The sequence below is a fragment of the Bartonella sp. AA1HLJMS genome (assembly GCF_042197445.1).
Taxonomy (GTDB): domain Bacteria; phylum Pseudomonadota; class Alphaproteobacteria; order Rhizobiales; family Rhizobiaceae; genus Bartonella.
The window spans coordinates 1-22,366 of the sequence record NZ_JBHIRW010000025.1 but is presented as its reverse complement, the minus strand read 5'-3'; the positions used below and the strand labels follow the sequence as shown (position 1 = coordinate 22,366).

At 40.1% G+C, this 22,366-nt stretch carries 17 protein-coding genes and 1 pseudogene; 11 read left to right on the top strand and 7 right to left on the bottom strand.

Going from position 1 to position 22,366, the window contains the following annotated elements; translation table 11 throughout:
* Window positions 1-2,170: 2,170 nt before the first annotated feature.
* Entirely contained in the window at window positions 2,171-2,413 is a 243-nt protein-coding gene (locus tag ACFIQE_RS07035) for a hypothetical protein (protein WP_375702039.1), read from the top strand.
* Between the two features lie 455 nt (window positions 2,414-2,868).
* Here ACFIQE_RS07035 and ACFIQE_RS07030 read toward each other — a convergent pair whose 3' ends face one another.
* Both ACFIQE_RS07030 and purE read right to left on the bottom strand, forming a co-directional pair.
* On the bottom strand, window positions 2,869-4,089 hold the full coding sequence (locus tag ACFIQE_RS07030) for a 5-(carboxyamino)imidazole ribonucleotide synthase (protein WP_375707439.1): 1,221 nt from the start codon (window positions 4,087-4,089) through the stop codon (window positions 2,869-2,871).
* 1 nt (window position 4,090) lies between these two features.
* Window positions 4,091-4,588, bottom strand: a complete 498-nt coding sequence (purE, locus tag ACFIQE_RS07025) for a 5-(carboxyamino)imidazole ribonucleotide mutase (protein ID WP_375610656.1) — start codon at window positions 4,586-4,588, stop codon at window positions 4,091-4,093.
* An 821-nt stretch (window positions 4,589-5,409) separates the two neighbouring features.
* On the opposite strand from purE, the gene ACFIQE_RS07020 reads away from it, so the two are divergent.
* From ACFIQE_RS07020 to ACFIQE_RS07005, 4 genes are all read left to right on the top strand, one after another.
* Window positions 5,410-5,562, top strand: a complete 153-nt coding sequence (locus ACFIQE_RS07020; protein ID WP_273790835.1) for a DUF5993 family protein — start codon at window positions 5,410-5,412, stop codon at window positions 5,560-5,562.
* A gap of 10 nt (window positions 5,563-5,572) precedes the next feature.
* A complete protein-coding gene (locus tag ACFIQE_RS07015) occupies window positions 5,573-6,154 on the top strand; it encodes a disulfide bond formation protein B (protein ID WP_375613594.1) in 582 nt (193 codons plus the stop codon).
* A 712-nt stretch (window positions 6,155-6,866) separates the two neighbouring features.
* On the top strand, window positions 6,867-7,010 hold the full coding sequence (locus tag ACFIQE_RS07010; protein ID WP_375707438.1) for a hypothetical protein: 144 nt from the start codon (window positions 6,867-6,869) through the stop codon (window positions 7,008-7,010).
* Window positions 7,011-7,772: 762 nt separating this feature from the next.
* Window positions 7,773-7,964, top strand: a complete 192-nt coding sequence (locus tag ACFIQE_RS07005) for a hypothetical protein (protein ID WP_375707437.1) — start codon at window positions 7,773-7,775, stop codon at window positions 7,962-7,964.
* Window positions 7,965-8,239: 275 nt separating this feature from the next.
* Here the strand turns inward: ACFIQE_RS07005 and ACFIQE_RS07000 are convergent, their stop codons facing one another.
* The gene (locus ACFIQE_RS07000; protein WP_375707436.1) at window positions 8,240-8,611 is read right to left on the bottom strand and encodes a helix-turn-helix domain-containing protein; all 372 of its coding nucleotides are present in this window, start codon (window positions 8,609-8,611) and stop codon (window positions 8,240-8,242) included.
* A 745-nt stretch (window positions 8,612-9,356) separates the two neighbouring features.
* Window positions 9,357-9,728: a helix-turn-helix domain-containing protein gene (locus tag ACFIQE_RS06995; protein WP_375707435.1), complete on the bottom strand. Its 372-nt coding sequence runs from the start codon at window positions 9,726-9,728 to the stop codon at window positions 9,357-9,359.
* 957 nt (window positions 9,729-10,685) lie between these two features.
* Between ACFIQE_RS06995 and ACFIQE_RS06990 the strand changes: the two genes are divergently transcribed.
* The 5 genes from ACFIQE_RS06990 (at window position 10,686) to ACFIQE_RS06970 (ending at window position 15,129) form a co-directional block, all read left to right on the top strand.
* Complete coding sequence (locus ACFIQE_RS06990; RefSeq protein WP_375673937.1) at window positions 10,686-10,826, top strand: hypothetical protein; 141 nt, start codon at window positions 10,686-10,688, stop codon at window positions 10,824-10,826.
* Window positions 10,827-11,691: 865 nt separating this feature from the next.
* Window positions 11,692-11,910 (top strand): translation initiation factor IF-1, encoded by a 219-nt coding sequence (infA, locus tag ACFIQE_RS06985; RefSeq protein WP_004857577.1) that lies wholly within the window; start codon window positions 11,692-11,694, stop codon window positions 11,908-11,910.
* A 244-nt stretch (window positions 11,911-12,154) separates the two neighbouring features.
* Window positions 12,155-12,868, top strand: coding sequence for a Maf family nucleotide pyrophosphatase (locus tag ACFIQE_RS06980; protein WP_375707434.1), 714 nt, complete (start codon window positions 12,155-12,157; stop codon window positions 12,866-12,868).
* A 21-nt stretch (window positions 12,869-12,889) separates the two neighbouring features.
* Entirely contained in the window at window positions 12,890-13,174 is a 285-nt protein-coding gene (yacG, locus tag ACFIQE_RS06975) for a DNA gyrase inhibitor YacG (protein WP_375611670.1), read from the top strand.
* Window positions 13,175-13,920: 746 nt separating this feature from the next.
* A complete protein-coding gene (locus ACFIQE_RS06970) occupies window positions 13,921-15,129 on the top strand; it encodes an MFS transporter (protein WP_375673959.1) in 1,209 nt (402 codons plus the stop codon).
* Between the two features lie 433 nt (window positions 15,130-15,562).
* Here the strand turns inward: ACFIQE_RS06970 and ACFIQE_RS06965 are convergent, their stop codons facing one another.
* Together ACFIQE_RS06965 and ACFIQE_RS06960 are read right to left on the bottom strand one after the other, a co-directional pair.
* Window positions 15,563-15,934 (bottom strand): helix-turn-helix domain-containing protein, encoded by a 372-nt coding sequence (locus tag ACFIQE_RS06965; RefSeq protein ID WP_375707433.1) that lies wholly within the window; start codon window positions 15,932-15,934, stop codon window positions 15,563-15,565.
* Between the two features lie 1,750 nt (window positions 15,935-17,684).
* Window positions 17,685-18,716 (bottom strand): DUF3472 domain-containing protein, encoded by a 1,032-nt coding sequence (locus tag ACFIQE_RS06960; RefSeq protein ID WP_375706881.1) that lies wholly within the window; start codon window positions 18,714-18,716, stop codon window positions 17,685-17,687.
* 456 nt (window positions 18,717-19,172) lie between these two features.
* On the opposite strand from ACFIQE_RS06960, the gene clpB reads away from it, so the two are divergent.
* Window positions 19,173-21,752 carry an ATP-dependent chaperone ClpB gene (gene clpB / locus ACFIQE_RS06955; RefSeq protein ID WP_375611673.1) on the top strand — a complete coding sequence of 860 codons (2,580 nt, stop codon included), beginning with the start codon at window positions 19,173-19,175 and terminating at the stop codon, window positions 21,750-21,752.
* A gap of 405 nt (window positions 21,753-22,157) precedes the next feature.
* Here clpB and ACFIQE_RS06950 read toward each other — a convergent pair.
* Window positions 22,158-22,366, bottom strand: a pseudogene (locus tag ACFIQE_RS06950) (transcriptional regulator); the annotation flags it as partial.

The window sequence follows — 22,366 nt, the reverse complement described above, 5'->3', positions numbered from 1 at the left end:
AGGAGAGATTTAACAAGAAGTCTTATTCTTGTCAAGGGTATATCCCTTACAAATTCCTTAGGGTGTGTTAAGGGTTGCCTTGAAGGTAAAAATTTTCTCGTAAAAAGAAGGACACCAAAAAGCACAAAGAGTGGAAAAAAGTAAAAGCTTCCTATTTGTGAGAAAATAATCCTGTTTTTTCGTAAAATATCATCGTTAAGTAAGGCTCATGTAAAATTTATAACATGAGGTGTTTTTTGTTCGTGTGTGAGGATATTCTTAAGGCTTATTCTTAAAACCTAAAAAATAAACCGCATGATGATGACAAAGATGATGAATTGATAAGGATAAATTTCTATTGTTCAGAGAAAACGTAGTAAAATAAGAGTTTTGCATAGTCTTAAGGTTTTCTCATTGCAAATCTGTGTATCTTTAAGCATAGCATTCGCTGCTTGCATATCATAAGCGGGATTGATCTATGGTAAAGATACTCGAAGATAAGGAATAAAACGGTCTTTTATGAATGCTTTCAAGTACAAGAGAGTGTTGTAACATTGGGGGCTGACAAAGCGGTGTGATGGCGTTGGTGTTTACGCTTCATAAGTTTAAAGAGGGTGGTGCACTATAAATGTTTAAGCTATTATCGAGAGCTTTATGCTCTATGACGGGGGCTGCTGTTGTGAAGTGGTGGGGCAATGTGCATTGGCAAAATGTTTCTTTAAAATAAGCGCGTGTTAAAACAAATGCGTAAATTGGCAACACAAGTGTCTTCTGTTTGAGGCTTTTTATTTTACGTGAGGGGTGAGAGGATGTTTGGTTTGGGAATGGATAAGCTTAGTGCTGTAATTATATCTTTGACGTGGAGATCAGGGACGGAGCGCTTGGTACTTTTAATGAGGAATTAAATCTGTGCTGTTAGAGTGAAAGATTATGCATAAATTTCTCTTTTAAGGCAATAGTTTATGATTCTTTGCAACCCAATTATTTCTACGTGGGTGGAGTGCTGGATATTGTCAAACGGATGGGGAATTCAAATTATCCGGTGAGAGAGACAGTATACTGAGAATACACTTTGGCTCTTGAATGTGGATAGTTTGAATTCCTTTTAATATCCATGCTGTAGAAAAATTTGACCTTCCCAAGGGTGGTCTATGATGATGTTTATTGAAAGAGTGAAAGCTTCACATTGTCTGGTGATAGACGTAATAAAAGTATGTCGTAATACCAATTTATATACATGTTGCAAATGCCAAAGAGAGCTGACGTAATGAGCATTGGTATCCCGATCAATAGGGGCAGTGTTTCTCTTCCTCCTGTGAGGTATATTAGACAAAGAATTCCTGTCATTAATAAAAAGATTATCGACAGGATTTTCGTTACGAAAACAATGGGTTTACGAAAGGTTAAAAGAAAGAGGAACAACATATGTCTAAATGGACCCCCTTTACGTTTTTGAGGAGGAACAGACTGTGCCTCATTTAAAGTTGCTTCCTTATTTTCATTGTTTTCATCTTTGAGTTTGTTTGAAGAGATACCCTCCATTATTTTCCCCTTTTGTATGGTATTTTTGCTATAAAAAGATCTAAGTTTATGCTGAACGTTAATCACATATTAAGATAAGATACAAGCGAAATTATTTTATTATTGTTAGAAGTGAAGTATTTTTTTCGCATAATGAGCGTTTTAAAGGCAATGATAGTGTTAAAATAATAGTATTAAAAAGTATAGTTTAGCTTTATCAGGATAATAAAATAAACATTTATATTTATAAATTATTAGGTGCTCTTGAAATAAGCTTGGATTGAGAAAAATTGTGGGAACTTCATGAAGCGCTGGTCTGTTGGGGGTGACGAATGTCATTGCTGAGCAGGATTAGAGAGTTACAGACAATCTCTTATGGGTGGTTAAGAATATGCGTAAACAAAGTGCGTTTACGATAAGGGGAGTTCATAAAGAATTGTGCGAGATGCAATAAAATCAATGCGCATTATACGGTGATTATGTGCCTTATAATTCATTGTCTTAACAGGATTAAAAGGTGGAAAAATTGATGCACTAAAAAAGGGAGGGTTTTGTAAGAGAAGAAAAATTGATCTGAAAAGAAGAAACTTAAGCCTTTGGGGAGAAGTTCAGGAAACCTTTTCGAGGAATGTGTTGGGGGAATTAATGAAAGAAGAAAATCTTCTATCCGTTGAAGGAAAAAGAGAGAGGAGAAAAAGAAGAAAGTTGCTATGCTGGAGAGGGCTATCGTCTGGCCGATATTGGGCCGAATTCTCGAGAGTTGTTTTGGGAGAGTAATACGTTTTACCTCTTTGCAGCAATTTTATGGAAAACAAAACGATGCTTTTGTGAAAAAATGAACATAAGAAGAGAAGCTAGAGACAATAAAAGCGCAATCATGGGGATTGGTATCTATGGGGGTGCAATAAATTAGTCTATTTCTTAAAGGTTGGCATTAAAAGAAAAATGAAGGGGCTGCGTATGTTATAGGGGAATATTTATGCTGTGGGAGGTGGAGGGGTAGTGAAGTTGGGGGCTGGTGGATTATTTTTAGCCGGGGGATATTTTTGAGAAAAGGAAGGGGAGAAGAGCTAGGGGGTGGAGTTGAAGGGTTGGGAGCGCTTGTTGTGCTGCTTGGATATTGGTGTGGAGTGAAGCTTTGTTTTTGAGGGCGGATGAGATGTTCGTGTAGGATGAAGCGGTTTGGAGGGGGAAGAGGTGATGTTTTTAAGAGAGAAGGAGCTTGTAGGAGGGCTTCACGCCCTTTCAGGGGAGAATTAAAAGGTTAGGGGCGCTTTTGAAGCCGATGGATATCGGTGTGGGGGGAGAGGTTGTTTTTTCAGTTCATTTAGGGGAAAAGTGTGAAAAAGTATTTGTATATATGTGGGCTTAAGATTTGTTGGCTGGTCCCAGTAATTGGATGATATGCCCCATTTTGCGGTTGGGGTGAACAGTGCTTTTGCCATATAAATGGATCGAGGTGCGCTCTTGCTTCAGAAAATATTTTAACGTGCTAAAATTGTTACCAAGAAGATTGGTCATTTGGCAATCGCTATGGCGATAGGGACTGCCTAAGGGAAGTCCGCAAATAGCACGGATATGCTGTTCAAATTGTGAAGTTATGCATGCCTTTTGTGTCCAATGACCAGAATTATGGACACGCGGTGCTAATTCATTCACTAAAAGATGACCATTCGTTAAGACAAAAAATTCAATGCAAAGAACACCAACATAATTGAGGGCATCCATAACTGTTAAGCTGATTTCTTGAGCTGCTTTTTGCACCTCAGGTGGAATATGTGATGGAACAAAGGATTTATGAAGAATACCATTTTTGTGTTGATTTTCAGGGCAGTCATAAAAAATATGTTCTCCTTGTTTTGTACGTGCCGAAAGAACCGAAATTTCCGATAAAAAAGGAACTATTTCTTCCAAAATACAAGGCTGTTCCTGAAAAGTCCTTAAGGCTTCGTCAAGGGTTTGTTCATCTGGGTGATCAAGCTTGATCTGGTTTTTTCCGTCATAACCAAAACGACGCGTCTTTAAAAGACCACGTCCGCCTAAGGTATCAAGAGCGGAAAGAAGAGAAGAAAAATTGTCAACAGCGTGCCATAACGCGGTGCCAATCCCTTGATCACGCAAAAATTGCTTCTCAAAAAGTCGATCTTGCGTGATCTTTAATGCTTTGGAAGAAGGATAAACAGGCTTACTCTTTTCTACATATTGAACCGTTTGAAGCGAAAGATTTTCAAATTCATAGCTGACAACATCACACTGAGAAATAAAATGATCTAAAGCTGATATATCGTCATAGGCGGAAACAATATGGTTGTTTGCTGTTTGAGCGGCTGGGCAATCGGCTTCAGGGCAAAAAATAACGGTTCGAAATCCTAATTCTGCGGCCGCTATGGCGAGCATCCGTGCTAATTGTCCCCCCCCGATTAAACCAATGACGCTGCCTGGAGGTAACATGGTGAAGGGAGTGGTGTTGGATGAGGTGGTGTTGGACGAAGTGGTGTTGGCTAAGGTGGTGTTGGACGAGGTGGTGTTGGCTAAGGTGGTGTTGGAGGGGGTGGTGTTGGCTGAGGGGGGGGTGGAAAACGGTGCCATTTTAAACCTCCGTTACAGGCGTTTGGGCGACATTGGCTGTTTGTTGTTGACGCCAATCTTCTAATCGTTGGGCGAGATCATGGTCATAAACGGCCATAACGGCTGCGGCTAAAAGGGCTGCATTAATTGCGCCTGCTTTGCCAATTGCTAATGTGCCGACGGGTATCCCTGCTGGCATTTGCACGATTGAAAGCAAAGAATCTTGACCAGAAAGAGAGTGAGAATGCACTGGAACGCCAAAAACAGGAAGAGGAGTAAGGGCTGCTAACATACCTGGAAGATGCGCTGCACCCCCCGCACCGGCAATTAAAACTTTAAACCCTGCTTCTTTTGCTTCTTTGGCAAATTGATAAAGGCGTTCAGGAGTTCGGTGTGCTGAGACAATATGCGAACTATGAGAAATACCAAGATTCGTCAAAATATCTGCACTATGGCACATCGTTTGCCAATCCGATTGGCTCCCCATTAAAATCGCCACATCACATGATTTTTTCATCATTCTCTATCCTTTTCAAAGGTTCAATGCGATTCTTTATCATTATTTTTTTTAAAGTTTTATATTCTTTTTGCAAAGCCAATTGATGACAGAGAAACAGTTATTTTTCAAATAAGGTGGAAAGCTAAAAATTTAAAGGGGATCTCGAGAGATGAAAAACTAAAGTATTGAAGGCATGAAGCACTTCTTGTGAGGGGGGAGGGCAATGTCACGGGGTGGCGTGGGACCCATGAGGCTGTTGAGCTTGCGGTATTGTCTTTTATTTAAGATAAGAGGGAAAAATGTATTGGGGAAAAGCCATTGATTATAAGTTTTTTTAAAAAAATGTCTTATTTTTTATTTGCTAAAATAAACAAGATCACCATATGATATAAAATCTGTTGCAATTTGAAACATTGCTTATGAGAAAAAGAGATTTTTATGTCAAAAATGTGTTGCAAAATGAGGATATTCTTTTGAGAAAAAAAGAGATGTATATCTCTCGATTTCAAAGCCTATTTATTTTGTTGTTCAAGTGATTCTTTTGTGAGTGGGGGATATAATCTTTATAGGGGATATAATCTTTATAATTGTCGATATATCTTTAACAATGGCTGATATAAGGGGAAGCGAATAATCAACGCTTTTGTGCTTTTAACGCTTTTGTTGAGATGTGCTTCTGAGCGATTATATCGTTTTTTCACTTAAATATAATGGTAATATCAATCGCGAGTGACGAATTGTGAATAATAAATCCATGGTCTCTTTTTTGCCCAATTTTGTAATATGGTGAACGCTGAAATAAATAAGAGTTAAACAACGGATGTAAAGGAGATTTAAAAGCTATGTTTCTTCCATTTTTAATCGCTTTAGGTACTGCAGTAACGACTATGTGTGGCAAAAAAAATATAAGTTATGCTTTGTGGGCAATTTTATTCGTTGTCATTCTTCTCACTTTCAATCATCACGCAACTTCTACTTTAAATTTATCTTTTTGAGAGAATAGCCATGGAACATGTTGAACAAAAAAATCCTCACTTCGTTATCTTTATGAATACGCTAGGACTCTTTGGGTTATCTATTGTCTTGGTGGTGGCTTTTTATTATCAATTGGTAAAGTTTGAGTTACCTTGTCCCCTTTGTTTGCTGCAGCGCGTTGGATTGATGCTGGCAGGTTGTGGGTTCTTACTCAATATTCACCATAAGGTGAAAAATACCCATTATGGTATGGTTATTCTTGGTTGTATGGTAACCAGTGCTGTGGCAGCACGGCAAGTGTTTTTGCATATCACACCCGATGATTTAGGATATGGTTCAACGTTCTTTGGATTGCATTTTTATACTTGGGCTTTCATTATTTCTGTCCTTTGTATCTTTGCTGTCTCATTTGTCATGATTTTAGGCGAATTGGCACACAAGTTCAAAGAATTTTCTCCTTTTCCAGTCTTGAGTAAAGCGGCAAGTTTCTTATTTGTGTTTTTGATTGCGGCAAATTTGATTTCTACCATACTGGAATGTGGTGGTGGGCAATGTGCCGATGATCCTGTAAGGTATGAATTGTTATCAAATTGGTTCCCTTCACAGTCTTGAAATTTTTTAATAATCCCTCATCATAATTTTTATTGTTAAAGAGGCGGAAATATTTAAGAATCCGCTTCTTTTTTATTTATTGGGAAGACATTTTAGCAAGATTGTTCGATAATCTGATCTTTTATACCAACGCTGGCTTTTATGAGCGCTGGCGATTGATATTTTTTTAGCGAAGACTTGTACTGTGAATCTTTTATGCTGTCTTTTGAGAGAGATGAAGGGATTGATTGGCTTGGAGGCGTTTGTAGAAGAAGCCCCAGACTTTTGAGCCGCGTAGGTTAAGAAGCCTCGTTTTTTAAAGGTGTATTAACGATAAAAATTTTTTGTTCTTGATTTTTCTTAACATTGTGTTAAATTGATCTTTGTATTCATTTTGGTGCTTCTAAAGCGTTTTTATTGCTTCTAGAGGGATTAATTTAAAATTTTGAAAGTTATGTGAATAATTTTCTGTAGAGGTTTGTTTATTAGAGGCAAACCTTTTTTTTTATCTAAGTTTTAGATGTTTTCTCTCAGTGTGAAGCCTTTTTTTAGAAAAAGGTAAGCGTCTTGATGATGACTCTCTTCTTTATTAATATATTGATTTATAATAATAAATAACCATTTTTTAACGTGAAGCGCGTTGCTGAATATAATAAAATTTCTCATCACCAGTTCTCTCATATTAAATCAATTAAAATTACTTGGCTTATACATCATAAGTGGTGGGGCGTGCATGTGGGTCAAAACTGTACAAGAAAGGCATGCCTTTAATGAATTATCTCTTGAACCGAAGGCTGTCTGCAACATTGGGAGCTGGCAGAGTTTTTGTGATGATGCCGGCTTGTTCTTCTATAAGCGTAAACTTGTTTTTCCATAAGCGTAAAGATAGGGGGGGCTGAATGGATTTTATATCCTTCATGGGAGCTTACCATTCCTTTACGGGTAGCGTTTTGCAAAATGGGTGTGATGGAGCGTTGAGAGATCTTTCTTTAAAACAAGCGCGTGAATATGCAACATAAGTATATTCCTTTTGGCACGTTTTGTATTACGAAAAAATATTGACTTATAAGGATAAGTTATCGTTGCGGATGTTGAATGAGAAAAACGAAGAGCTTCTCTCATTTCAAACTTTCTTATAGTCAATTAATTAAATGTGCTCTTCTACGTTACAAAAAAACACTGGGTGTAAATAAAAATTCTTTTAAAAGTCGTAAAATGCTTCTTATGACCCCTTTTGATCGTTAGAATTTTTCGAAAAATTTTATGCTGCTCAATACAATAATAGGGCGTTTTATATCTATGATTTAAGTGAAAATAGGGGGATTTAGATGAAAAGGGAGGCGAGTTTTTAATGACAGTTGTTGAAAACGTTATTGTGTAATGCATTTTTTGCAGATTTTCTGCTTTCTGTAAATACGTAAAAGCGTAAAAACGGAAATGTGCAAAAAAGGAAGCTGGGACTTTATGCGTGGTGTATGATTTTATCATGGCATGGAATGTGGAGAGAAGATTGGGGGGGGATGAAGAGGCGGGAGTGTTGAGGAGAGATGAGAGAGGGTGAAGAGTTTATGAAGGGAGGGGGGAGTTGGGATGAAGAGGTGGGGGTGTTGAGGAGAGAGGGGGTGAGGGTGAAGAGTTTATGAAGGGAGGGGGGAGTTGGGATGAAGAGGTGGGGGTGTTGAGGAGAGAGGGGGTTGGGGGTGAAGAGTTTATGAAGGGAGGGGGGAGTTGGGATGAAGAGGCGGGGGTGTTGAGGAGAGAGGGGGTGGGGAAAGTTGTTTTTGAAGTGGGATTGACCGGTGCTTTGCGTGATCTTACTTTAGGGTGGTGAAGGGGCAAGAATATTTTAAAATAGGAGGTATCTGCCGCGTTTGATGCAACATTATCCTTTGTGGTGTCGTGATCTGAAATCAGCAGGGGAATTGGCTAGAGTAAGAAGCTGTATTGTTGACAAACCTATGTTTACAAAGTGGTGCGGGGGGAATTTGAAAGTTTCATTTGGCTGCTTTCTGTAAATGTGGAGAAGCATCAAACCATTGATCCGTAAAATAAAAACGTATATCCGTAAAATGATGCGGAGGATTTATGCTTTGTGTGCTCTTTTGCTTAATCAGAAATCAACCATAAGATTGCTTTTTGTTTTTTCGGCTGGAGCTCTCTAAAATTTTTCAAAAGGGAATGTTCTTTTTCGCTGTATGTTTCTTGATTGTGGTGTAAGAGAGTGTCTTTTGTGGGAAGATTTTCTTTTGTGGCAATATCTGCATAAAAAAAGCTTATGGGAACTTCCAGTTTTTGGGCGATTTTGAGTAAACACCCTGCGCTTACACGATTGAAGCCTTTTTCATATTTTTGGATTTGTTGGAAACTGACACCTAAATAGCTTCCTAATTCTTTTTGCGAAAGGCTCATTGAAATGCGTCTGTGGCGGATTCTTTTACCTATCAAAATGTCGATAAAATTTGGATTTTTAGTTGGCACTTCAAGCCCCCCCCTCCGGTTGCGAGCGCCCTCGCATTGGTATTCCGGGAGTCTAAAAGTACTGAACCCTAGTCAGCTTTTTTGCTTTTAGTGCTCATCGCACCTGGACATAGCAAAAACTCCCGGAATTCCGGGATACCCACAAGAGTGGGTTCAATTGTACGCTAGGGTTTAGGGCTTTTAGTTCCCTGTTGATCGTTGCGTGGACGATCAAAATTACACTTTAAGTGATAAAGTAATTTCAGAAGATTGGCAAGAAAAATCAAAATAATCTCAAAGACTATAAGATTGGATACTTTTTAAAAAAGTGCGAAATATGGATTATAAATTGCGCTTTTGCCTATCAGAATGTCGATAAAATTTGGATTTTTGGTTTGCACTTCAAGCCCCCCTCCGGTTGCGAGCGCCCTCGCATTGGTATTCCGGGAGTCTAAAAGTACTGAGCTTAATCAGCTTTTTGCTTTTAGTGCGGAAACGCACCTGGACATAGCAAAATCTCCCGGAATTCCGGGATACCCGCAATGCGGGATAAATTTATGTATTAAGCTTTCGGGCTTTTAGCTCCCTATTTGATCGTTGCGTGGACGATCAAAAACACGTGCTTATCAATAAAGTAATTTCAGGAGATTGGCAAGAAAAATCAATATCCCATAAAATGGCGTGATTTGGAGGGGTATGGAGTGCTGGTTTGAATTTGACTTAAGGGGGTATATGAATGGAATAATATTAATTGTTACTCTTTTGCTTAATCAGAAATCAGCCACAAGATTGCTTTTTGTTTTTTCGGCTGGAGCTCTCTAAAATTTTTCAAAAGGGAATGTTCTTTTTCGCTGTATGTTTCTTGATTGTGGTGTAAGAGAGTGTCTTTTGTGGGAAGATTTTCTTTTGTGGCAATATCTGCATAAAAAAAGCTTATGGGAACTTCCAGTTTTTGGGCGATTTTGAGTAAACACCCTGCGCTTACACGATTGAAGCCTTTTTCATATTTTTGGATTTGTTGGAAACTGACACCTAAATAGTTTCCTAATTCTTTTTGGGAAAGTCCCATGGCAATTCTTCTTTGACGAATTCTTTTGCCTATCAGAATGTCGATAAAATTTTGATTTTTGGTTTGCACTTCAAGCCCCCCTCCGGTTGCGAGCGCCCTCGCATTGGTATTCCGGGAGTCAAAAATACTGAACCTAAATCAGCTTTTTGCTTTTAGTGCTCATCGCACCTGGACATAGCAAAAACTCCCGGAATTCCGGGATACCCACAAAAGTGGGATAAATTCATGTTTTAGGTTTCGGGTTTTTGATCCCCTATTGATCGTTGCGTAGACGACCAAAATTACAGTATTCATTTATAAGGCAATTTCAGAAAATTGGCAAGAGAAATCAAAATAATCTCAAAGACTATAAGATTGGGTACTTTTTAAAAAAGTGCGAAATATGGATTATAAATCGCGTCTTTTGCTTAATCAGAATGTCGATAAAATTTGGATTTTTAGTTTGCACTTCAAGCCCCCCTCCGGTTGCGAGCGCCCTCGCATTGGTATTCCGAGAGTCAAAATACTGAGCTCTAGTCAGTTTTTTTGCTTTTAGTGCGGAAACGCACCTGGACATGGCAAAAACTCTCGGAATTCCGGGACACTCACAAGAGTGGGCTCATTTTACGCTAGAGCTTAGGGTTTTTGAATCCCTCTTGATCGCTGCGTAGACGATCAAAATATCTTTTAAGTGATAAAGTAATTTCAGAAGATTGGCAAATGAAAATAGTTTTTATTTATAAACTTTATTTTTTAATGAGAGGCTTTCCGCCTCTCAAACTCTCCGGAACGCTCACCAAAATCATGAGATCAGACCCGCGTTTAATGAGGGGACTAACAATCCTAGGTTCTTAAGGTCAAGGAGACCATTACATGGCGCCTAACGGCGTCCTTGACCCCCAGAACTTAACGGCTTGTTTTGTCCCTCTCACGCGGCTCCGAAATCATGATTAGAAGGGGAGCTTAAAAACGTATATTCGTGAAAAAGGAGTAGAGGATTTGTGCATTGTGTATGCTTTTGGCATGGCATGGAATGTGGTGAGATAAATGGGGGAAAGAGTTTTTGTGAATGGAGTGGTAAGCTGGGATGAAGCCTGCCGGGAGATTGAAGGGAGAAGAGAGTGTGGGGGCGGAATAGGAATGAACAGACTAGAGGGGGAAGAGGCGGTGGTGCGAAGGGATGCGTAAAGGATGGTGTGAGGAGATAGCGCTTTGTTTTTATGGTACTTGATGAAGTGGTGTCATTTGAGGGGAATCTGAAGTCCGTGGGTGGGTGATCTGAAGTGTGCTTGGGGAGATTGGCTAGGCAAGAAGCTGGGGTAATACTATTGTTTATAGAGTGGTGCGGTGTGGAAGTTTCATTTGGCTATGTTCTGTAAATATGTAAAAGCGTAAAAACGGAAATGTGCAAAAAAGGAAAAGGCTTTATGTCGTTAGAGGCGTTGTGGTTAATGATACGCAATGTATAGGGATCGTGTTTTCGAAGGTAGGAAGAACAACATAAATGGAAAGAGTGGCTTAGAGGAAGCGTGTGAAGAGAGAGAAAATGGGGAAGGCTGTATGGGAAATGCGTAGAGTATGAAGTGTGGGGCAGTGAAGCATGTTGTGAATGGTGAGTGAAGAATGGAGAAGGTTTTTGAGAAAAGGAAGGGCTTCTGGCGTGGGGGGAGTGGTGTTTATCTGAAGGGCGCATGTTTAAGGTGTGGAAGGTGAGGAAAAGTTGGAGAGAGGATGATTGTTCGTAAGTTGTGGAGGGATTAGTCAGAGGTGTTGGGAAAATGCTTTAGGGGAAAAAATTAGCGTAATTTCTTGTCACACTGAAACCAAAATCATCATAAAAATTGAAGGAAATTAGCGGGTAAAATTGGTGAAAAAAAAGTTTTGATTCTTAAGGGGTGGGGGGCCGTTTTTTTGAGAGTATGGAAGAGTAAACTTGAAAAACCTTTCCCTTTTTGTGGAATTTTTATTCACAAACTTAAGAAAATAGGGTATGAACGCTGGAAATAACGCGCAGCTTAACAAAATATGTGCACTGTAAAGGAAATGTTTGTTTATGTCAAAAGAAGAAGTTTTAGAATTTTCTGGTATCGTTACTGAACTCTTACCTAACGCGATGTTTCGTGTGAAACTGGAAAATGATCATGAAATTATTGCCCATACCGCTGGTAGAATGCGGAAAAATCGTATACGGGTGTTGGCCGGTGATAAAATCATGGTGGAAATGACACCTTATGATTTGACAAAAGGGCGTATTACATATCGCTATAAGTAGCCTCGTGGGTGGCTTGCACTTTTTTCTAAAAGCTATCATATTATTTCTATTATTTTTTAACAGTTTTTTAGTTTGCTTTTCATGAGTGAAAAAAGGGGAGTGTTTGAAGAGCCTTGAAAAACTGTAAAATCGATGCGGAAAAAGGATAAGGAGATCAATAGCGCTTAAAAGGGAGGCTAAAGGGGCGCTTAAAAGGAGGCGCTTAAAAGGGGGTGAGAGGGAAGTCAATTGTGAAGGGGTGGAAATGAGAAATATAAGAGAGTGGGGGGAAAAACGTTTGGCAGATACTCTTACAGAAGAAATTCATTTGGTGCTTGCCTCCGCTTCGCCAAGGCGTTTAGCGCTCTTGGCACAAATAGGGATTGATCCCCAGCAGGTTTATGCAAGCGATATTGATGAAACGCCAAAATTAAAAGAACATCCTGCAAACCTTGCCAAACGTTTGGCAAAAGAAAAAGCACTGAAAGCCCAAAAAATTTTGCGCTGGTACAGTCAGAATGGTCAAGACGAGTTGCAGAATGGTCAAGAAAAATTACCTGGACAGAAAATGATTATCTTGGCGGCTGATACGGTGGTGGCTGTTGGGCGGACCATTTTCCCCAAACCAGAAAGCGAGGATGAGGCTTATGAATGTTTACGATACCTTTCTGGGCGTTCGCATAAGGTCTATGGTGCCATTTGTGCGCTCAATGAACGTGGAAAAATAACCGTAAAATTGGTTGAAAGTCGTGTTCGCTTTAGACGCTTAACCTCTGCCATGATGAAGGCTTACCTTGCTTCAGGAGAATGGCAAGGGAAAGCGGGGGGCTACGCTATCCAAGGAAAAGCAGGGGTTTTTGTTGTCCATATCACGGGTTCTTATTCTAATGTTGTGGGATTGCCTTTGGCTGAAACAGCCGATCTCTTGACCGCTTATCACTATCCACTTTTCACTCACTGGGCTGAACAAACGCATTAGAAAAACTTTAAGGTAAGATCAATGCAAGGTGAAAAGCAACAAAAAGAGAAAAGCAAAAATGAAAAAAAAGCAACAGAAGAAAAGTTAATGAAGAAGCCAATGACAAAGGTGTGCCAAGAACAAAAAGAGCTAAATTTGCAAAAAGAGACCCGTCCTCCGCATCCTTGTCCTATTTGTGGTCAGATGTCACAAAAATCTTCTTATCCTTTTTGTTCCACACGGTGCCGAGCTATTGATCTTAATCGTTGGCTTTCAGGCTCTTATATTTTACCACCCCCACCACAAGTAAGTGATGAAGAAGAATAAAGAGTTCTCTTGAGAAAGAACGCTAAAGCGTTTTTTTTGTGTGGAAACTGAAGGGGAGGCGCGCGGGATTATCGTAAATGTATTTAAGAGCTGGATTAACGGCTTGCTTATTATCGTCATTCGCAAAGACGCAGATTAAGTTCAATCAACGATGGAAGTTTTAATACATATCTAAGACTTATCCCCAAAGGTTTTGTTTACCATGGATAATTATAAATTGCTTTGTTGCATGAAGGTCGATGGTGCTTTGTTGCGTGAAAGCTGTTGGTGCCTTTAGGGCGTGAGGAAAAATTGGTCATCTAATCAGTATTGCTAACAAAAAAGAGGGGTGCGTGTTTTTGTGCAAAGAGACGGGGTAACAAAAAATCGCTTGTTGGTGCTTTGTTGCGTGAAAGCTGTTGGTGCCTTTAGGGCGTGAGGAAAAATTGGTCATCTAATCAGTATTGCTAACGAAAAAGAAGGGGTGCGTGTTTTTGTGCAAAGAGACGGGGCAGTAAAAAATCGCTTGTTAGTGCTTTGTTGCGTGAAAGTTGTTGGTGCCTTTAGGGTGTGAGAGAAAAATTGATCATCTAATCAGTATTGCTAACGAAAAAGAAGGGGTGCGTGTTTTGGTGCAAAGAGACGGGGCAGTAAAAAATCGCTTGTTAGTGCTCTGTTGCGTGAAAGTTGTTGGTGCCTTTAGGGTGTGAGAGAAAAATTGATCATCTAATCAGTATTGCTAACAAAAAAGAGGGGCGCGTGTTTTGGTGCAAAGAGATGAGGCAGTAAAAAATCGCTTGTTGGTGCTTTTGCTGGGTAATGGCGTGGTGTCATTTGGCGGTTGGATTGATTATATCGTGATTTTGACCGTATCTGTGTTCACGTGGAAAGCTGATCAATATGATGTCGCTTTTATTGGAGCGGCAACATTATTACCTGGTATCGTTCTGTCTAAGCCAATTGGAATGTTGGTAAGTCACCGTTCTATGATCCATTGGTTGCGGGCGTCACTGCTGTTACGGGCACTCTGTACTGTCGGTTTATTGATGGCGACGAGTCTGCAAGGATTTATTATACTGGCAGTTATTCGAGCGACATTCAACAGTCTAGCCATGCCTGCAATTTCCGTTCTTAGTGCAAATTCGGTGCCTGAAAACGGACGGACTCGTTACTATTCTGTGCTTAACATGATCAATAGCGCGGCAAAGATGATAGGACCTGCTTTGGGGAGTGCTCTGTCTGTACTTTTATCAGATACCTATACTTTATTGTTTTCTGGATTTTTGACATTGCTAGGCTTTATGGTGTTTTGTTGTCTTGGTGCACAACCTGTCTCGTCGCTCATGATAAAAACAGCGAATACCATAAAATCAAAGCAGAGGCTTTATGGGACAACTTGGTATGCCTATGTGGCGGTGATGTTTGTGTATTTTGCCATGATCTTTATGGTGAATAATCAGTTGCCGGTTATTCTTAGTGCAATGAAAATGAATAAACAGGCTCTTGGGATGCTGGTATCGGCTTCGGCAATCGGTAATTTTCTCTATGGATTTTGGAGTGTGAAACAATCAAAGCATAAACCCCTTACAGGCAAAATATCAGAGTTGTTAATGCCGGCAATGTCAACAATGATTGGTTTTGTCATGATCTCAGTGTGCTTTTTTTACTTTGATTTACTCCGTATTGAGACTTTGTTGCTCTGTTTTTTCCTTATTGGAATGGTTAGCGCTTACTTTTCCATATCTTCTAATGTTTATCTGGTAAGCAATTTCAATGAACAGATTGGATTGGCTTCCGGATGGGTGCAGTCTATACAAAATTTAGCTATGTTGGTGGCGCCGTTTGTTGGAGCGTTTGTTTTAGGTCACACTTCGGCTGGAAAATTGTTCCTTCTTTCTGGATTGAGTGGATTATGCTGTTTATTGGCTATCAGGATATTGCTGAACCGTTCTTTGTTAATTGTTCGATCTCAATGATTGGCTCATCAATAAAACAAATGTTTTAAATCATTTTTCTGAGATTTAGAGGACGTGGAGATAATCCAACATAGAGCAGCTTTTTTGACGTTATAGGTTTAATCTTTGATTTTTACTTAACCGCTCATATTTTTGTTTTTTTTCGGGGCTTTGCCTTCTTGACGCTGTTCTACCGTCTCGTAAACGCAATAGGGGGCATGGTTTTGAGTAACAATGTCATTTTTGTTTAACTCCGCTTTGCTACGAATAGCCAAACTTAAAAAACTCAGCTGCCAATCCTTAATCAGCTTGACTTGAAGCAATAATGGAAACAGAAAACGAGGAGCTATAGTGTGAATTATCTTATATGCCGTAAAATATCATTCTTGGAGGTATGGTGATATCAGGTATGGGAAACTTTAGGCAGGGGGTATGTTAATTGTTGCTCTTTTTCCTAATCAGAAATTAACCATAAGATTGCTTTTTGTTTTTTCGGCTGGAGGTCTCTAAAATTTTTTAAAAGGGTGTGTTCTTTTTCGCTATAGGTTTCTTGATTGTGGTGTAAGAGAGGTTCTTTTGTTGAAAGATCTTCTTTTGTGGCAATGTCTGCATAAAAAAAGCTTATAGGAACTTCCAGTTTTTGAGCGATTTCCAGTAAACATTTGGCACTTACACGGTTTAAGCCTTTTTCGTATTTTTGGATTTGTTGGAAACTGACACCTAAATGGCTTCCTAATTCTTTTTGGGAAAGTCCTATTGAAATGCGTCTGTGACGGATTCTTTTGCCTATCAAAATGTCGATAAAATGTGGATTTTTAGTTGGCACTTCAAGCCCCCCTCCGGTTGCGAGCGCCCTCGCATTGGTATTCCGGGAGGTTGAAAATACTGAGCTCAGTCAGCCTTTTGCTTTTAGTGCTTACCGCACTTGGACATAGCAAAAGCTCCCGGAATTCCGGGATACCCGCAAAGCGGGATAAATTTATGTACTGAGCGTTCGGGTTTTCAACTCCCTATTTGATCGTTGCGTGGACGATCAAAAACACACTTTAAGTGATAAAGTAATTTCAGGAGATTGGCAAGAGAAATGAAAATAATTTCAAAGACTATAAAATTGGGTACTTTTTAAAAAAGTGCGAAATATGGATTATAAATCGCGTCTTTTGCTTAATCAGAAATGTCGATAAAATGTGGATTTTTAGTTGGCACTTCAAGCCCCCCTCCGGTTGCGAGCGCCCTCGCATTGGTATTCCGGGAGTAACAAGTACTGAACCCTAGTCAGCTTTTTGCTTTTAGTGCTTAAAGCACTTGGACATAGCAAAAACTCCCGGAATTCTAAGGATATTCGCAAAAGTGGGCTCAATTGTACGTTAGGGTTTAGGGCTTTTAGTTCCCTGTTGATCGCTGCGTAGACGATCAAACTTACGATATTTATTCATAAGGCAGTTTCAGAAGGTTGGCAAGAAAAATGAAAAATTTTCTATTCTGTTATACCGTAAAACGGCGCTATTTGAAGGAGGAGTGAAGAGCTTGAATATTCATGATAGGGCTTTGATTTGTTGAGCCTGATGAAGTGCTGTCGTTTGAGGAGGGTAGTCTGAAGACTGTAAGGGGACTAGGCAAAAAGCTGGGTTCGTTTTCAGAACAGTGTTTACAGAGCGGTGCGGGGTGGTGATGTGGAAATTTTATTTGGCTGACTTCTGTAATAACGTAAAAGCGTTAAAACGTATATCCGTAAAATGATGCGGAGGATTTGTACTGTGTGTATGCTTTTATTTGGCGTGGAATGTGGTGAGAAAACTAGGGGACGCATTTGTGAGTGGAGAGGGGAAAGCTGGGATGAAAAGGGGTGTTAAATGCATTTTCTGGAGAAGAGTATGTGGAGAATATTTGGAGGAAGGGCTTATTTGTCTTGTCTGATAAAGCGCGTCTTTTGAGGGATGGTGATAATTGATCAGTAGTCCTTCCCTAGATAAGAAGCTGGATTGTTTACGGACCAGTGTTTATCGAGCGGTGTGGGGTGGTGAATCTTTCGTTGGCTGTTTTCTGTGAATGTGTAAAAGCGTAAAAATGTGAATCTGTAAAAGTGAAGAGGAGGATTTATGGATTTATGCATTGTGCGTGTTTTGGGGGCACGTTGGGTTTTTGCATGGATGGGGTGAGATAAATGGGGGGAGAACGAGAGCTTGTGAATCGAGGAGGGAAGCTGGAATGAAGAGTGCTGTAAGTCGTGAATGTTTGATGGGAGAGAAAAAGGAGTGCGTGGAATGGGAGAGTGCCTATGGACAAGGGGGAGGGTGTGGATAAGAGGCGGGGTAGTGCAGAGGGATGCGTGAAGGGATGGTGTGAGGGTGATAGAAGAGGGAGGTGAGGCTTTTATTAAAGGGTGTTGTGGTTTTGAAAGGGGATGAGAATGGAGAAAATGCGCTGGAAAGTATGATGATGAGGTGAGCTAAAGGGATGAGAGCAGTGCTCGAAAAAATAACTGGGAAAGGGAGCCGTGGTGGGGAAATGAAAAAAACTTCCTCACCCCCATTTATTTTTAAAGGGGAGTGAGGGGCTTATCAAGAAGAAAAAAGTTAGTTTCTTTTCATAATTTTCCAAGTTTTTCCATCAGACATATACATAATCTTTTGACCCGTGGTTATCTTTTGTGTGCCGTGAGTGGTGTGAAGCGTAGAACTGAAAGCCGCTAGATGATCTATAAAGATTGATTTCCACTTAAATGAAGCAGGAGATGGAAAAAAGATATTGGGTGCCCAAGAACGATCTTTTGAACGAATAACGACAAGCTCTTTTTGTTTCAAAACGTTAGAAATTGTTTCTGCAGACAGATCTTTCCCATTGGAAATGGGGATTTCTGGTTTAGCTGTAGGCGAGGCTAAACCTCCAAAGTTGCTTATACTTGTCATACAAAAAGTGAACGTACATGATGTTTGGATGAGGTCAGAATCTCGACACTTTCCTTGATTAGAAACTTTCAGAGTCCCTTCGTGTAGCTTGTTTTGTTTTAAGCCATTAGGATCAAAAAAAATCGAACTTTGCGGACTTAAATCATAACAGGAGGAAAGATGTCTCTTCCAACGAGAATGGTCTTCAACAAAACTTGAAGATTTACGGAGTTTGCCAAATGTATTTGGTACTTCTATGGTCCCAATATTCACTTTTTTACCCGTTGTAAAATCGACTACTTTCGCTGTAACTAGATTCTCATTTTTTTCAACATATAATCGATATCTGCGTCCCATCTCCCATGGAAAGTTAATTTCACATCGTACTCCTGAACCTTCCTGAGTAAAATGCTTACATTTATCACCCTTCCATCCCGTTGCATTCCAGATAGAAAAATGAATGGTACGGCTGCTCCTGTTGAAAAAACCAATTTGTCCACTTTTTCCGTTTTGGAATTCAAATTTATTTCCCCAGAAATAGATGGAGTTAGGCCCACCATCGTAATTTACTTGCTGGGTGAACACAAATAGATCAAATAATGCATTTTCAGGCCATTCATGCTCTATTGTAATAACTTTGCCGGCAAAAACGGCATAGCTTGGTTTACTTATTAGAAGGAATAAAAGTATTAAAATAACCTTTTTTACAGTATGGTACATACTCAAATCCTCTATCTTAATAAAAATAGTGTAACTTTATAAGTATTAAAGCACATATTCAATGTTTTGTTAAGTAAAATTAGAGAAAATACTTTAATGTTTACTCTAAACTATATGCTGTAAAGACTACTTTGTTTAAAGTGTTTTTGCATGCTCCTTTTCTGCTGTTCAAATTTAAGTTTAATGGTGGAATTTAGGGGTGATGGTTTAAAAGGGGGAGTGATGATGGGGGTATAAGAAAAGTTGCGGTTTTTATTTAAAATGATAGCGTATTTTTTTTCTCCCTCTTGCTATGAGGCTTGTAGAAACCCATATTCTTTTTAGCACTATGGTTCTTCTTCTTGCTGCTTTTTTCGCGGTGTTTTTTAGAGGCTGGATAATCCTTTCTGGATGTTTCTTTTGTGGAATATTGGAGAGGTTAAAGTGTGGTGATGGCTTGAGATTTAAGGAAAAAAAATGAACTTGGAAAAATATAGCGAACGCGTGCAGGGTTTTTTACAATCAGCACAAAATAGCGCTCTTGCTTCTGATCATCAGCAGTTTATGCCGGAGCATTTCCTGAAAGTGTTGTTAGACGATTCTCAAGGATTGGCTGCATCGCTTATCCAAAACGCTGGTGGTGATCTTACTCTTATTCAAAAGGCGCTAAAAGAAGCACTTGATGCTTTGCCTAAAGTGCAAGGGGGAAATGGACAGCTCTATCTTTCGCAGCCATTGGCAAAAGTTTTCGCGCTGGCTGAGGATATTGCGAAAAAAGCCGGTGATCAGTTTGTGACCGTGGAGCGCATGTTGCAAGCGCTGATCATGGAAAAGACCGCAAAAACAGCCGATATTTTAACAAGTGGAGGATTGACCCCGCAAGCGCTTAATCGGGCAATTAATGCGCTGCGGAAAGGAAAAACAGCAACAAGCCCCCATGCTGAAGGACAATATGATGCCTTGCAAAAATATGCCCGTGATCTCACAAAAGATGCACGTGAAGGAAAACTCGACCCTGTGATTGGGCGGGAAGAGGAAATCCGCCGCACTATTCAGGTGCTTTCACGGCGGACCAAAAATAATCCCGTGTTGATTGGTGAGCCTGGGGTGGGGAAAACAGCTATTGTGGAAGGGTTGGCATTGCGCATTGTTAATGGCGATGTACCTGAAACTTTGCGGGATAAACAGCTTCATGCGTTGGATATGGGAGCGCTTATCGCTGGTGCAAAATATCGTGGGGAATTCGAAGAGCGCCTTAAAGCGGTGCTGGCAGAGGTGCAAGCTGAAAATGGTCAGATCATTTTGTTTATCGATGAATTGCATAATCTTGTTGGCGCTGGAAAATCTGATGGTCCTATGGATGCTTCTAACTTGTTAAAACCTGCTCTTGCACGCGGAGAACTCCATTGTGTGGGCGCTACTACGCTCGATGAATATCGAAAATATGTCGAAAAAGATGCTGCTCTTGCACGCCGCTTCCAACCTGTCTTTGTACCTGAACCCTCTTTGGAAGATACTATTTCTATTTTGCGCGGTATTAAGGAAAAATATGAACAACATCACAAAGTGCGCTTGGCTGATAGTGCTTTGATTGCGGCGGCGCGTTTGTCTAACCGCTATATTACGGATCGCTTCTTGCCGGATAAAGCTATTGACCTTATCGATGAAGCGGCGGCGCGTTTGCGGATGCAGGTCGATTCAAAGCCGGAAGAACTCGATGCTGTTGATCGGCGTATTTTACAGTTGAAGATCGAACGGGAAGCTTTGAAAACAGATGTCGAGCCAACAGCAAAAGAACGGTTGGAAAATGTGCAGGAGGAACTCAAAACATTGGAACAACAGTCCGCTGAGATGACAAGTGCTTGGCAGGCTGAGAAACAAAAATTAGGGCATGCTGCTGATTTGAAAAAACAACTCGAAGAAGCTCGTAATGCTTTGGCTATTGCACAACGTGATGGACAATTCCAACGCGCTGGAGAGCTCGCTTATAGCGTTATCCCTGAACTCGAAAAACAATTGAGTATTGCGGAAAATGATGACCAACAAAATCATCTCGTTGAAGAGACGGTTACTGCTGAACATGTGGCGCGGATTGTTTCACGCTGGACCGGTATTCCTGTTGATCGAATGCTGGAGGCAGAACGGGAGGCGCTGTTGCGGATGGAAGATGAAATTAGCAAACGTGTGATTGGTCAGGGAGAGGCTGTGCAAGCTGTTTCTCGTGCTGTACGTCGTGCGCGTGCAGGGTTGCAAGATCCCAATCGTCCGCTTGGCTCTTTCATGTTTTTGGGTCCTACTGGTGTGGGGAAAACCGAATTAACCAAAGCTCTTGCCGCTTTTCTTTTCCAAGATTCCAATGCCATGTTGCGTATCGATATGTCGGAATATATGGAAAAGCATGCTGGGGCGCGGCTGATTGGGGCACCTCCTGGATATGTTGGATATGAAGAGGGTGGGGTGCTGACTGAAGCTGTACGTAGAAGACCTTACCAGGTCATTCTGTTTGACGAAATTGAAAAAGCACACCCTGATATTTTTAATCTCTTGTTGCAAGTGTTGGATGAGGGACGCTTGACTGATAGTCAAGGACGTACCGTCGATTTTCGTAACACTTTGTTGATTATGACCTCAAATCTTGGTGCTGAGTTTTTAACTGCTTTGCCTGAAGGGCAAACAACCGATCAGGCAAAAAATGATGTTATGAATGTCGTTAAAGCGGCTTTCCGTCCTGAATTTTTAAACCGTATTGATGAGATTATTCTCTTTCAAAGGCTGCAACGTCACGATATGGAAGCTATCGTCGATATTCAGATAGAACATTTGCAAAATTTGCTCAATGAACGCAAAATAACTTTGCAAATCGAGCCAGAGGTGAGAAAATTTCTTGCCGATAAGGGCTATGATCCGCTCTATGGTGCGCGTCCGCTTAAACGGATTATCCAAAAAGAAATTCAAGACCCACTGGCGGAAAATATCTTATTTGGAAAAATTCACGATGAGACAACGGTGAAAATTACAAAACAAGGAGATCGGTTGGAATTTTTGCCTGAAGATTAAGTTTGGAAAAATTCATGGTATAAAGGGCGGTGATAATCCTATTATGTGATAAACACCGCTCTTTGAAGCGTGCTGATTTAGAAAAATTCACGATGAGACAAGCGGTATTTTATTGCAAAGCAAAGGGAGTGGCTGGTGTTTTTGCATGTTAAATCAGCGTTTTCGAATATCGTAGGATTCTTTTACTTCTGTTTGTCGTGAAAACTATTTTCTTGCAATTTTATAAGTGAAGTCACAAGCGGGATTGCTTTATTGCTTTGTGCGTAAAAGCGTTAAAGAGAAATGCCGTTTATCCACCGTAAAACATTGCTCTTTGAAGGGGGATGGGGAGCTGATCTGAATTTGACTTAAGGATTTTTCGTTGTTTGATATATTAACAAATAATGTTGATCGTTGCGCTTTTGCTTAATCAGAAATTAGCCACAAGATTGCTTTTTGTTTTTTCGGCTGGAGTTCTCTAAAGTTTCTCAACAGAGTGTGTTCTTTTTCGTTATAGGTTTCTTGATTGTGGTGTAAGAGGGTTTCTTTTGTTGAAAGATCTTCTTTTGTGGCAATGTCTGCATAAAAAAAGTTCATAGGAACTTCTAGTTTTTGAGCGATTTCTAGTAAACATT